Source organism: Streptomyces sp. SP18BB07, assembly GCF_036322545.1.
GTDB classification, from domain to species: Bacteria; Actinomycetota; Actinomycetes; order Streptomycetales; family Streptomycetaceae; genus Streptomyces; species Streptomyces deccanensis.
The window spans coordinates 1-12,421 of the sequence record NZ_JAQYWT010000340.1 but is presented as its reverse complement, the minus strand read 5'-3'; the positions used below and the strand labels follow the sequence as shown (position 1 = coordinate 12,421).

The window sequence follows — 12,421 nt, the reverse complement described above, 5'->3', positions numbered from 1 at the left end:
GTCCTTAGCACTACGGGCATACCACTCGTCCGAGGGCACCTCCCAGACCTCGGTACGCGGCTTCACTCATATGAGGAACGCGAATATGCCCGTGCCCCGTCAGGGGCGCGGGGAACTGCGCGAGAACCCCCACCGAACCCGCACCCGACAACGCACCCGACAACGCACCCCCGGGGCCGAAGGGGCAGCGCCCCTGGGGACGGGAACGGGTAAGGGCGGCGGGGGCGAAAGAATCCACCCCGCGCCGCCCCTGAGGCGAAACCCCACCTACCCTCAGGCAGGCCGAGACCGCAGCCCCTCCAACAAAATGTCCAGCAACCGCGCCGACGCGGCAGCCTGCTGCGCCGCGTCCGGCAACGAAGGCGCACCCGTGGCGATCACGAGCAACACATCCGCCACGGTCACGTCCTCGCGCAGCTCACCCGCGGCCCGAGCCCGCTCCACCAACTGCCCCACGACCTCGAGCAGGGCCGAGGCCCCGGCATCGTCCGCCGGCCCACCGAGGTCACCGGCGGAGCCACCCGCACCCGAGTCGGCCGACACCAGCCGAAGCTCGGCCGTCGGCTGCATCCGCTGCTGCGGCACCCGCGTCTCGTCGACGACGATCCCGTCGACTCCGTCGGGCCCGTCCTCGGCGACGCCGACCCGCAGCACCTGCGGCGGCAGCAGCCGCCCGGCACCGGAGGCCACCGACGTCCGCAGGAACCGCGACAGCGCCTGCCACGGGTCCTCCTCCTGCCCGAGCGCCACCCTGGCCTGTTCGGTGAGCCGAGACGTCTCCTCCTCGGCTATCCGGCGGACCAGGACATCCTTGCTCGGGAAGCGCCGGTACACCGTGCCGACACCGACCCGCGCGCGGCGGGCCACGTCCTCCATCGGCGCGCCGTACCCCAGCTCGCCGAAGACCTCGCGCGCCGCACGCAGCACGTGCTCGAGGTTGCGCTGTGCGTCCACGCGGAGCGGAGTCGACCGCACTCCGTCACCGCGTCCGTTGCCGCCCGCCGAGCCGATCGCACCGCCGGGTGCGATGGTGGACGCGGACGACCAATGGGACTCCTGAATATGCATACGTGTTCCCCCGGTAATGACGTCTCCCCCCGGAGACTCTCCCCGTCATCGGAAGCCGGAGCGGCGGAACAAGCGTCCAAGGTCCTCGGCGGTCACCGATCACCTTCGTCGGAGACCCGACCCGGCCCCGAGCCGACCGAACCTCTTGAACGCATCCCCCTACACCCCGTCGACACACGAACATAGTTGAGAGGGAGTCAATTCAGAAGGGGCACGTTCCGCACGGAGCGCCCCTCGATCGGAGTACGGGCGGTTTACGTCCGGTTTGCGCCCCCTCCCGCCACCGGTCTCACACCTTCTGACCTGCGCACCTGCCGCACGCGCCGGTAAATCGGCCAACCCCGCGCCCCCACGGCGACCGGTCACACAAATTGCCGGGCCTGTGGACAAACCAACGAGCAAGGTGCGTCATGGGAGGGTGAAGGAACCGATGCGCATCCTTATCGTCGGCGGCGGATACGTCGGGCTGTACACAGCGCTGCGCCTGCAGCGACAGCTGAAACCGGAACTCGGACGTGGCGACGTCGAGATCGTCGTCGTGTCCCCCGACCCCTATATGACGTATCAACCCTTCCTTCCGGAGGCGGCCGCGGGCTCCATCTCGCCCCGCCATGTCGTCGTACCGCTGCGCCGGGTCCTCGACAAGTGCAAGGTCGTCATCGGCGAGGCCACCGCGATCAACCACGCCAAACGCGTCGCGACCCTCACCACCCTCGCCACCGAGGAGGAGGGCTCGGCCGCGGAGCAGCTGACGTACGACGAACTGGTCCTGGCCCCCGGATCGATCTCGCGCACCCTGCCCGTCCCCGGACTCGCGGACCACGGCATCGGCTTCAAGACCGTCGAAGAGGCCATCGGCCTGCGCAACCACGTCATCGAACAGATGGACATCGCCTCCTCCACCCGCGACCCCGCGATCCGCGACGCCGCCCTGACCTTCGTCTTCGTGGGCGGCGGCTACGCCGGCGTGGAGGCGCTCGGCGAGCTGGAGGACATGGCCCGCTACACCGCGCGGTACTACCACAACGTGAAGCCCGAGGACATGAAGTGGATCCTCGTGGAGGCCTCCGACCGCATCCTGCCCGAGGTCGGCGAGGAGATGGGCCGCTACACGGTCACCGAGCTGCGCCGCCGCAACATCGACGTACGCCTCCACACCCGCCTCGAATCGTGCGCCGACCGCGTCGCCGTCCTCAGCGACGGGGCCCGCTTCCCGACCCGTACGGTCGTCTGGACGGCCGGGGTGAAACCGCACCCCGTCCTCGCCGCCACCGACCTGCCCCTGAACGAGCGCGGGCGGCTGAAGTGCACCGCCGAGCTGTCCGTGGAGGGCGTCGCGCACGCCTGGGCCGCCGGTGACGCGGCCGCCGTCCCCGACGTCACCGCCGAAGCCGGCAAGGAGACCGCGCCCAACGCCCAGCACGCCGTCCGCCAGGCCCGCGCCCTCGGCGACAACATCGCCCACTCCCTGCGCGGCGAGCCCCTGGAGACGTACTCCCACAAGTACGTCGGCTCGGTCGCCTCCCTGGGCCTGCACAAGGGCGTCGCCCACGTGTACGGGCGGAAGCTGAAGGGCTACCCGGCCTGGTTCATGCACCGCGTCTACCACCTGAGCAGGGTGCCCACCTTCAACCGCAAGGCCCGCGTCCTCGCCGAATGGACCCTCTCCGGGCTCTTCAAGCGGGAGATCGTCTCGCTCGGTTCACTCGAACATCCCCGTGCGGAGTTCGAACTCGCGGCCGGTGGAAAGCCTCCTGAGAACCCGAAGGGGTCGTCCTGACCGGATCCAGGAACTCCACCGTTCAGGCCGACGTCTGACGGATGTCGGTCCGGTCGGCCAGACTGGTCCGTGACGTGATCCATCATCCCGGGCGGGGCCACCCCCTCGCCCACACGCACCCACGACCAGGCGTCCCCCATCGCCGCACCCGGGGCAACCCCCCGGGCCACCGGCCGGATCCGGAGCCGGCCACAGACGACCACACGAGGCACGAGGCAAGGATTCGGTGAACTTCACGCGCTGGAGCGCCCGGCTCCCCGGTACGCAGCGCCGCGCCGCAGCGCGGACCGAACACACGGTCACCCCGGACCGGCGGGGGGACGGCTCCGTGCCCGCGGCCCGTGCCGAACGGCAGACCGACGACCCCCCTGACGACACCCCGACCGTACCCGCCGTCGACGACCTCCCGACCCGCGAGATCCTCGACCGCATCCCGGCCCTCGTCGCCCTCGTCCACGGCCCCGACCACCGCACGGCCTACGTCAACGACGCCTATGTCGCGGCCTTCGGCGTACGCCCCCTCGGCGAACCCGCCCGCGCGTCCCTGCCCGAGCTGGACGCCCTCGGCCTCCTCCCGCTCCTCGACCAGGTCCTGCGCAGCTCCAGACCCCGCACGGTCAAGTCCCGCAAGGCCCCCAGCGGCCGCAGCTACACGATCACCTGCACCCCCGTCGACGTACCGGGCGGCGCCGGGCGGAGCGAGGGCGGCGTACTGATCTTCGCCGCCGACGTCACCGACCACGCCGAGGCCGGCGAGCGCCTGCGCGCCAGCGAACGCCGCCAGCGCGAGACCGCCGTCACCCTGCAGCGCTCCCTCCTCCCGCAGGAACTGGAACAGCCCGACGACCTGCGCATCGCCGCCGTCTACCACCCGGGCGGCACCGAGACCGCCGTCGGCGGCGACTGGTACGACGTCATCACCCTCGGCGGCGGCCGCACCGCCCTCGTCATCGGCGACGTCATGGGCCGGGGCGTCCGCGCCGCCGCCGTCATGGGCCAGCTCCGTACGGCCGTCCGCGCCTACGCTCGCCTCGACCTGCCTCCGCACGAGGTGCTCCAACTCCTCGACGGCCTCGCGACGGAGATCGACCCCAACCAGATCGCGACCTGCGCCTACGCCGTCCACGACCCCAACGAGGGCCGCCTGGTCTACGCCTCCGCCGGCCACCTCCCCATCCTCGTCCGCGACGAGAGCGGCACGGTCCTGCGTGCCGACGAACCGACCGGCCCGCCGCTAGGCACCGGCGGCTGGACCCACGCCTCCGGCTCCATCCCCCTCGGCCCCGGTTCCACGGCCGTCTTCTACACGGACGGCCTCGTGGAGCGCCGCAACGAGGACCTGGACGAGGGCATCGCCGCCCTGGAGCGCGCCCTGTCCGGCGCCACCGGCACCCCGCAGGTCGTCTGCGACCGGTTGGTCCGCTCCACCGGCGTCACCGCCGACCACGACGACGACGTCGCCGTCCTCGTCCTCCAGCACCCCGCCCGCACCGGCCCCGACAGCGAACTCTTCCGCAACGCGGCCCTCGAACTCCTCGGCGGCGTCGAAGCGGCTCCTCGCGCCCGCGCGTTCGCCTCCGGCGTCCTGACCAGCTGGCGCTTCCCACCGGAACTCCACGACCTGGGCGTCCTGGCCGCCAGCGAACTCGTCGCCAACTCCCTGCAGCACGGCACCCCGCCCATGCGGCTGCGCCTGCGCCGCACCGACCGCCGCCTCATCGTCGAGGTCACCGACGGCGACGACCACCTCCCCCGGCGCCGCCGCGCCGACCCCGTCGACGAGTCCGGCCGAGGCATCGCCATCGTCGCCACCATCGCCTCCAACTGGGGCAGCCGCCGCGCACCGGGCGGCGGCAAGGCGGTGTGGTGCGAGTTCGCCCTGCCGGGGACCGGCTGATTCGCCCTGCCGGGGACCGGCTCAGCGGCCTGGGGCACATTCCGGCCGCCGGCCCTCACACCGACTCCGGCACCGGGAGGTCCGCCCGGCGGGCGGTGTCGACCCCCGCGTGCCAGGCGACACGGGCCGCGTGGAGGCGGGTCTCGACGCCCAGCTTGGTGTAGATGCGACGGAGGTGGTCCTTGACCGTGTCGGGGCTCAGGCTGAGACGGTCGGCGATCTCCCGGTTGGGGAGCCCGTCGCCGACGAGCGCGAGGATCTCCCGTTCGCGCGGCGTGAGGGCGGACACCAGCGCCTCGGCCGAGGCGTCCTCCCGGCCGGGCGGGACAGGTCCGGCGTAGGCGCTCTTCAGGGGCTCCGTCAGGCAGGGGTCCAGCGCGAGACCGCCGTGGGCGACGGCGGTGACCGCCCAGGGCAGGTGCAGGGCGGCGGTGGCACGGCGCAGGATGCCCGTCGCGCCGTGCCGGAGCAGTTGGCGCGTGCCGTGGCCGGTGAGCCGCTCGCAGAGGACGACACCGGCGGGTCCGCCGAGCCGGAGAAGCGTGTGCAAAGCCTCGCTCTCCGCCGCGTGACTGATCACCACGACGTCGGGCCGGGACCAGCGAACGATGTCGGCCAGATGCCCGGAGCGCCCTCGGCGACAAGAGTGAACTGCTGTACTTCCTCCAATACCGTACGAACCGCGATGCGTGCGGAGAGCATGGGAGCCACCAACGCGACACGAACCATCTGTTCCCCCGTCAGGTCAGCTGGTTGGAAACAAAAGACGCGCTGTGGTCAAGAGCGCGTTCTTAAAACCTCAACAACCGTGTGCAGCTTCACACTTGGGGTGGGGCCGGTCAAGCGCTCAGTCCTCGTACGAGGAGGCCGCCCCGGTGTCAACTCCCCGGCCGGGTGGGAGGCGATCAGGACTCCCCCGACCGTGGGGTACAGCGGTGACGGATGGTGCCCCCAGGGTTGTGCAGCGAACGGACCGCACACGATGGGGGAACGACAACGATGAGAATCAAGACAGCGATAGCGGCGACGATGTTCGTGGGGGCGACCCTGTTCACCACCGGGGGCGTGGCCCACGCGTCGCTGAGCGAGTGCAACACGAACAACATGTGCATGTGGGGCAACAACGACTTCCACTGGCTGATCGGCGAACGCGCCCACGGCTCCACCACGTGGACGAACCTGGGCGGGGACCGCAACGACGAGATGGACTCGTGGGCCAACCGCTCGGCCACCCACACCGGCTGTATGACCGAGCACTCCAACGGCTCGGGCGACAAGCAGGACATGCACAGGAACGACACCGACAACAACGTCGCCCCCTGGAACAGCGACGAGATCACGTCATGGCGTACGAGGAACGGGTGCTGAGTTGACGACAGCCGCTGGCGCACCGCTCGTCCGGACGAGCGGAGTGTACAAGGCCTACCACTCCACGGCCGAGACAGTCTGGGCCGCGAGAGACGTGGACTTCACCGCCCGGGCGGGGGAGTTCGTGTGCATCTACGGCGCCAGCGGCTCCGGCAAGTCGACGCTGCTCAACCTGCTCGCCGGCCTGGACCTCGCCGACTCCGGCGAGATCCGGGTCGGCGGTGTGGACGTGAGCACGGCCGACGAGGCCCGGCGCGCGGAGCTCCGGCTGCGCACCGTCGGGGTGGTCTTCCAGGAGCACAACCTGATCGAGGAGTTCAGCGCGGTGGAGAACGTCGCGCTGCCGCTGGAGGCATGCGGCCTCCCGGTCGCCGAAGCCCGTGAGCAGGCGTTGGTCCAGCTGGCCCGCGTCGGTCTGGCGGGTCTGGAGGACCGCCTGCCGTGGCAGATGTCCGGCGGACAGCGCCAGCGGGTCGGCGTCGCGCGGGCCCTCACCGGACAGCGTTCCGTGCTGCTCGCGGACGAGCCGACCGGTGCCCTGGACTCGACGACCACACGCGAACTGTTCGAGCTCTTCCGGGAACTGTGCGACGACGGCGTACTCGCCGTGATCTGCTCGCACGACCCACGCTGCCGCGACTTCGCCGACACGGTCTACGAGGTCGTCGACGGCCGCCTGGAAACGCGCTCGTGACCAGTACGGAGACGACACGGGGGCCCGGCGCCGCATGACCCACGACAGCACGGCCGACGACAGCACGACGGTCGACGCCACGACCGTCGACGCCACGACCGTCGACGCCACGACCGTCGGCGACCCGGCCGACGACAGCCCGGACGGCGCCCGCGAGACCGGCGGCCGGTCGGCTCAGGACCGTACGACGCCCGCCCGTACCGTGCCGCCCGGCACCACGGCGTACGGGCGCATGGCGTTCGCCGACCAGGCCCGGCTGACCGCGCGGCTCGCCCGGCGGCTGGCCCGCTCCCGCGCGCTGGCCCGGTCCGTGGCGATCGTGTTCGTCGCCGGACTGCTGGTGATGGGCATGTTCGTCACCCTGCGGACCCTGTCCCTGTCCGGCGAACAGGTCGCGCAGAACGAACTGGGCCACTTCGGCGCCAAGGTGGGCTACGGCAGCGGGGTCTCCCTCCCGCCGGGCGACGACACCTTCCTCGCCGACCTCCGCTCCCGCATACGTGACGCCGACGCCACGGACGCCGAGATCGTGCTCAGCGCGACCGACGTCCAGCTGAACACCACACCGGCCCGCAACGTGACGGCACTGGAGAGCGACTGGGTCGCACGGCCCTACCCCGAGCGGTACGAGCTGCTGTCCGGCGCGTGGCCGAGCCGCCCCGGCGAGGTGGCCGTCACCGAGCCGGACGACGTACGCACCCCGGTGGGCACGACCCTCACCGTGCTCGGCGATGTACGGCTCAAGGTCGTCGCCACCGTCGACGACCGGGCCGCCGACACCACCAACCTGCTGCTGGGACCGGGCACCTGGGCCGGACTGGACCCCGCCCTCAGCGAGGGATTCCCCGTACTGACCGCCCAGATGGACGTGATGTGGGCGGGGGACAGACAGCAGGAGGTCGTCGACGCCTTCACGGCCGCGGCCCGCACCTGGGCCGAGGGCGGCGACAGCCCCGAGGCCGCCGCGCTCCGCGAGGACGGGCAGAACGCCGTGGCCGCCACCCTGGTCACCAGGGACCAACTGGTGGCCCGCCCGCAGAAGACGTGGATCGAGAAGACCCCCGCCGGCTACACCGTCCCGTCGATCCTGGTGCCCGCGGCCGCCGCCCTGCTGGTGTTCGGCCTCAACGGCCGCCGCTTCCGCCGCACCACCGCCTCCCTGACCTCCGTGGGCGTCTCCCGTACGACGGCGGCGCTGGCCCCCGCGCTGGCCGCACTGGCCTGGTCACTGGCCGCGGCCGCCTGCGGAGCCCTCGCCGGGGTCGCCGTGGGCGTCGGTGCCCGGCTGCTCATCTCCCAGCTGCGCGACAGCCCGGCGGGCCCGCTCGACGACCTCGCCTCACCCGCGCTGCGCCTCCTCGCCGTGGTCCTCGTGACCGGACTGATCGCCGGCGCCGTACTCGCCCGCACCCGGCGCGCCGAACCCGCCCGCCCACACACCGACGACGACGCCGACCCGGCCGCCGACCGTCCGGGCGCCCGGCGCGCCCGTGACGCTCGGCACCTGCTGGCCGTCGCCGCCTGGTGCGCCACGGTCGTCTACGCCACCTGGGTCGACTCGCCCCCGCAGGCCATGATCCTGACCGGCATCCTGATCGCCGCCGTGCTCCTCGTCATCCCCGAGGTGTTCTCCGGGGTGCTCAGACTTCTGCCGGAAGGCGGGCCCCGACGCCGGTTGGTCCGACGGCAGCTCGCCGCCGACCGGTCCCGGGCCTGCGCCGCCCTGGCCGTCCTCACCGTGCTGTTCGGCGCGTCCCTGGGCTACGTCACCCTCCTGGACACCCTGATCCGCACCGCCGAGAAGCAGTCCTACCCCGCGGTGCTGCCCGGCCAGGTCCTGCTGGCCGGGCACGAGAGCGACACCTTCCCGCCCGGCGAGGCCCTGCTCCGCACCGTCGACGCCTCCGGCACCCTCGACGGGCTGCGCCGCACGGAGCCGCGCTATCTGATGGACGACGACCCCGACAATCCCCGTATGGCGAGCCGGGAAGGCGACGACGGCAGCCTGCTCGCCGCCGACACCCCCGCCGACGTCGAACGCCTGATCGGCCGCCGGCTCGACTCGTCCCAGACCACCGTCCTGCGGGACGGCGGCCTGCTCGTCTGGGCACACAACCCCGACGCCCCCACCGGCCCGAACGCACACACCTCTCTCGTCGTCCGCCAGGGCGACAAGGTCCTCGGCAGCACCGCCGAGCTGCCCGAGGCCTCCGTCGAAGTCAGCCCGGCCGAGTGGCGCACCGGCTCCGACGGCATCATGCTCCGCTCCACCGCGAACGCCCTCGACCTGCCGATCCAGGCCCATGGACCGATCATGGTCACCGGCGTCCCCGACACCGAGGCCCGGGCCCTGCAACAGGCCGTCGTCGACGCGGGCATGGACGCCGGAGCCGTCCTGATCCACGTGGAACCCGACGACCCGGTGCCCCCGGCCGCGCTCCTGGCCACCGCCGTGGGGCTGGTGTTCCTGGCCCTCGCCGCCGTCCTGGCCGCGACCCGCAGCCAGACCCGCATCCTGCGCCGCTATCTCGCCCGACTGATCGCGGTGGGCATCCCCCCGCGCTGGGCCCGCCAGGTGCTGCTCTGCCAGCACGGCATCCTCATCGCGGTGAGCACCCTGCTCGGCCTGCTCATCGCCGTGATCCCCACCGTGGTCCTCGCCTCCCAGATCTCCGGATTCGTCCTCAGCGTCCCCTGGTGGCAACTGGGCGTACTCGCCGCGGCGACCTATGCCGCCGCACTGCTCGCCGCCGTCCTCTCCGCCCACAAACTCCGCGTGACCGAAGCCAGAGCCACCTGAGGGGGCGCGCTCCGGCCTCTTCGGGGGCCGGGCGCTCCGACCCCTTGGGGGGCAGGAGCGTCAGGCCCGGGCCGCCACCGGATCCGCGACGGCGGCCCCGCTCCCGGCGACCACACGGCTGCTCGCCAGCGCGGGCTGATCCTGCACGGCCGTGAGCTGCCGCCCGAGCCGCAGCGCCAGCACGCTGATGCCCAACGAGCACAGCAGGAACGCCACGATGTACGGCGCGTGCAGCGAGGCGCCCATCGGTCCACCCACCGCGGGCCCGACCGCGAGGGCGAGCTGCTTCACCAGCGCGAAGGCCGAGTTGTACTGGCCCGCCAGCCCGGTCGGAGCGAGATCCGCGACCAACGGGGCGACGGTCGGCGACAGCATCGCCTCCCCCAGCCCGAACAGCGCGTACGTCGAGACGAACGCGGCCGCGGCCATCTCCCGGCTTCCGTGCCCGAGCCCCGCGAAGCCCGCGACAGCCCAGGCCACGGCCCAGATCAGACCCACGGCCGCGATCACGCGCGACCGCCTGCGCCGCGTCACGAACCGCAGCACGACGAACTGCGCGACCACGATCACCGCGGTGTTGGCCGCCAGCGCCGTCCCCAGCGCCGAGGTCGATATCCCGGCCGCCTCCACCCCGTACGCACTGAGCCCCGACTCGAACTGCCCGTAGCAGGCGAAGAACAGCACGAAGCCCAGCACACACAACTGCACCATGGCCCGGTTGCCGAGCAGCTGCTTCCAGCTCCCCTTGGCCGACGCTCCGGAGGGCCCGCCCTCGACCTTCGGCGCGCGCGGCATCCGTACGGTCGCCATCACACCCACGAGCAGCAGGAACATCGCCGCCTGTATGGAGAACAGCAGGACGAAGGAGCCCGCACGCGTGGCATCGACGAGATGCCCGCCTATCAGCCCGCCGACCCCGAGGCCGAGGTTCTGCAGGAAGAACTGCGTGGCGAAGGCCCGCGACCTGTTCTCCGCACCGGAACAGTCGACGATCATCGTCGCGAGCGCCGGCTGCATCACGGCCTGTCCCGCCCCGAGCACCGCCGCCGACACCAGCACGGCCGTCGCACTGGCGGCCAGCCCGAGGCTCAGCGACCCGACGGCGGCGGTGACCAGGGCGGTGAGCAGCACCGGAAGCGGCCCGCGCCGGACTATGGCCCGCCCCGCGAACGGCAGCACCACGAGCGCGGCCACGGCGAAGACCGCCAGCACGAGCCCCGCCGTCATCGCACCGAGATCCCGCACCTGCGCCACATAGACGTACAGATACGGGACGGTGAAGCCGAGTCCGAACGCGCCGAGCGCGTTGCCCACGTGAATCCGGCGCATCGCTGCGCCCATCCCCCTGGTCACGTTCACCTGCCTAGGTAAGGGAAGTCCCCTGCCAGCCCCGACAAGGCGTTAACAGTGAAGACTTCGAAGCTAAAACTTAGAACCTAAACAGTACACCCCGAAGGACTTCGATGCCAAGCGACGGCGTGCCATACTGCGGCCCATGGGCGACACCCCAGGCACCAACGGCACCGCCGAGCCGACACTCGAAGAGCAGATCGCCGCCTACCAGCGCGAGTTCCAGGACCTCGACCCCCAGGTCGAGAAGATCGTCTCCGCCCTCTCCCGCCTCCACCGCCGTATGAACGTCGCCTATGGCCGCCAGACCTCGGAGCTCGGCATCAGCAACGCCGAGTGGGAGGTCCTGAAGGCTCTCGTCCTCTCCGGCGCCCCGTACCGGATGGGCCCGAGCGAGCTGGCCAAGCGGCTCGGTCTGACGCCGGCCGCCATGACCCACCGCATCGACCGCATGGTCGCGGAGGGCCTGGTGACGAGGGAGCGCGACGAGAACAACCGGGTACGGGTCATCGTCGAGCTCACCCCCGACGGTCGCGAGAAGTGGCTGGCGGCCATGCGCCTCGCCTCGGTCTTCGAGGAGGACCTCCTCCAGGACCTCTCTCCACTGGAGCGCACCGTCCTGGGCGAGGTGCTGACCCGACTCCTGCGCCGCGTCGAGCACGCCCAGCCGGACGCCGGCGGCCGTCTCACCGACCTCGACTGAGGCCGTACGCTTGGGGGGCGGCCGAGGTTTGGTCGCGGGTCACCTGGGGGAGGCTTGACAGTCCACCCCGCGATCCGTAGAGTTCTTCGGGTTGCCACGGAGCCGTAACGGTTCTGCGACAGCACCTCCGCCGCTCATGCGGCACTCAAACCAATCAGCACGATCTCCCAACCGGGGTGAATTCGGTGTGCCCGAATTCAATTCGATTTGGGTTCGGTATGAGTTCGACAGGCCCGATTGGGAACTGCCGGACAGATCCGCTAAGGTTTGGGACGTCGGAACGGCCCAACAGCCGCGAAGACAACTCCCACTGACTGGGAATCAGGCCCGAAAGGATCTGATAGAGTCGGAACCGCCGGAAAGGGAAACGCGGAAGCGGAAACCTGGAAAGCACCGAGGAAATCGGAACCGGAAACGGTCTGATAGAGTCGGAAACGCAAGATAGCAAGACCGAAGGGAAACTGCCCGGAGGAAAGCCCGAGAGGGTGAGTACAAAGGAAGCGTCCGTTCCTTGAGAACTCAACAGCGTGCCAAAAATCAACGCCAGATATGTTGATACCCCGTTTCCGGCCGGTCCTTCGGTTGGGGCGAGGTTCCTTTGAAATAAACACAGCGAGGACGCTGTGAACCATCGGCTTATTCCGCCGGTGGTTCCGCTCTCGTGATGTGTGCACCCGATTACGGGTAAACATTCACGGAGAGTTTGATCCTGGCTCAGGACGAACGCTGGCGGCGTGCTTAACACATGCAAGTCGAACGAT

9 protein-coding genes and 1 rRNA gene are annotated in these 12,421 nt (G+C 71.0%); 7 read left to right on the top strand and 3 right to left on the bottom strand.

Annotated elements, in window-relative coordinates; genetic code table 11:
• Positions 1-273: 273 nt before the first annotated feature.
• Positions 274-1,068: a TetR/AcrR family transcriptional regulator gene (locus PUR53_RS28185; RefSeq protein WP_329902009.1), complete on the bottom strand. Its 795-nt coding sequence runs from the start codon at positions 1,066-1,068 to the stop codon at positions 274-276.
• 430 nt (positions 1,069-1,498) lie between these two features.
• Between PUR53_RS28185 and PUR53_RS28180 the strand changes: the two genes are divergently transcribed.
• Both PUR53_RS28180 and PUR53_RS28175 read left to right on the top strand, forming a co-directional pair.
• A complete protein-coding gene (locus PUR53_RS28180; RefSeq protein ID WP_329902010.1) occupies positions 1,499-2,848 on the top strand; it encodes an NAD(P)/FAD-dependent oxidoreductase in 1,350 nt (449 codons plus the stop codon).
• A gap of 226 nt (positions 2,849-3,074) precedes the next feature.
• On the top strand, positions 3,075-4,745 hold the full coding sequence (locus PUR53_RS28175; RefSeq protein ID WP_329910078.1) for an ATP-binding SpoIIE family protein phosphatase: 1,671 nt from the start codon (positions 3,075-3,077) through the stop codon (positions 4,743-4,745).
• Positions 4,746-4,800: 55 nt separating this feature from the next.
• Here PUR53_RS28175 and PUR53_RS28170 read toward each other — a convergent pair whose 3' ends face one another.
• A complete protein-coding gene (locus PUR53_RS28170) occupies positions 4,801-5,295 on the bottom strand; it encodes a response regulator transcription factor (RefSeq protein WP_329910077.1) in 495 nt (164 codons plus the stop codon).
• Between the two features lie 449 nt (positions 5,296-5,744).
• Between PUR53_RS28170 and PUR53_RS28165 the strand changes: the two genes are divergently transcribed.
• The 3 genes from PUR53_RS28165 to PUR53_RS28155 are packed head-to-tail and all read left to right on the top strand — an operon-like array spanning position 5,745 to position 9,607.
• Entirely contained in the window at positions 5,745-6,113 is a 369-nt protein-coding gene (locus PUR53_RS28165; protein ID WP_329910076.1) for a peptidase inhibitor family I36 protein, read from the top strand.
• Position 6,114: 1 nt separating this feature from the next.
• The gene (locus PUR53_RS28160; RefSeq protein ID WP_329910075.1) at positions 6,115-6,807 is read left to right on the top strand and encodes an ABC transporter ATP-binding protein; all 693 of its coding nucleotides are present in this window, start codon (positions 6,115-6,117) and stop codon (positions 6,805-6,807) included.
• A gap of 34 nt (positions 6,808-6,841) precedes the next feature.
• Complete coding sequence (locus PUR53_RS28155; protein ID WP_329910074.1) at positions 6,842-9,607, top strand: hypothetical protein; 2,766 nt, start codon at positions 6,842-6,844, stop codon at positions 9,605-9,607.
• A gap of 60 nt (positions 9,608-9,667) precedes the next feature.
• Here PUR53_RS28155 and PUR53_RS28150 read toward each other — a convergent pair whose 3' ends face one another.
• Positions 9,668-10,948 (bottom strand): MFS transporter, encoded by a 1,281-nt coding sequence (locus PUR53_RS28150; protein ID WP_329910270.1) that lies wholly within the window; start codon positions 10,946-10,948, stop codon positions 9,668-9,670.
• A 154-nt stretch (positions 10,949-11,102) separates the two neighbouring features.
• Here PUR53_RS28150 and PUR53_RS28145 point away from each other — a divergent pair, with 154 nt between their 5' ends.
• Positions 11,103-11,660: a MarR family winged helix-turn-helix transcriptional regulator gene (locus PUR53_RS28145; protein WP_239755648.1), complete on the top strand. Its 558-nt coding sequence runs from the start codon at positions 11,103-11,105 to the stop codon at positions 11,658-11,660.
• Between the two features lie 691 nt (positions 11,661-12,351).
• Positions 12,352-12,421 (top strand): 16S ribosomal RNA (locus PUR53_RS28140); the annotation flags it as partial.

Coding starts and splice junctions, on each gene's coding strand:
- PUR53_RS28185 (WP_329902009.1), bottom strand. CDS start 1,068: ATGCATATTCAGGAGTCCCATTGGTCGTCCGCGTCCACCATCGCACCC.
- PUR53_RS28180 (WP_329902010.1), top strand. CDS start 1,499: ATGCGCATCCTTATCGTCGGCGGCGGATACGTCGGGCTGTACACAGCG.
- PUR53_RS28165 (WP_329910076.1), top strand. CDS start 5,745: ATGAGAATCAAGACAGCGATAGCGGCGACGATGTTCGTGGGGGCGACC.
- PUR53_RS28155 (WP_329910074.1), top strand. CDS start 6,842: ATGACCCACGACAGCACGGCCGACGACAGCACGACGGTCGACGCCACG.
- PUR53_RS28150 (WP_329910270.1), bottom strand. CDS start 10,948: ATGGGCGCAGCGATGCGCCGGATTCACGTGGGCAACGCGCTCGGCGCG.
- PUR53_RS28145 (WP_239755648.1), top strand. CDS start 11,103: ATGGGCGACACCCCAGGCACCAACGGCACCGCCGAGCCGACACTCGAA.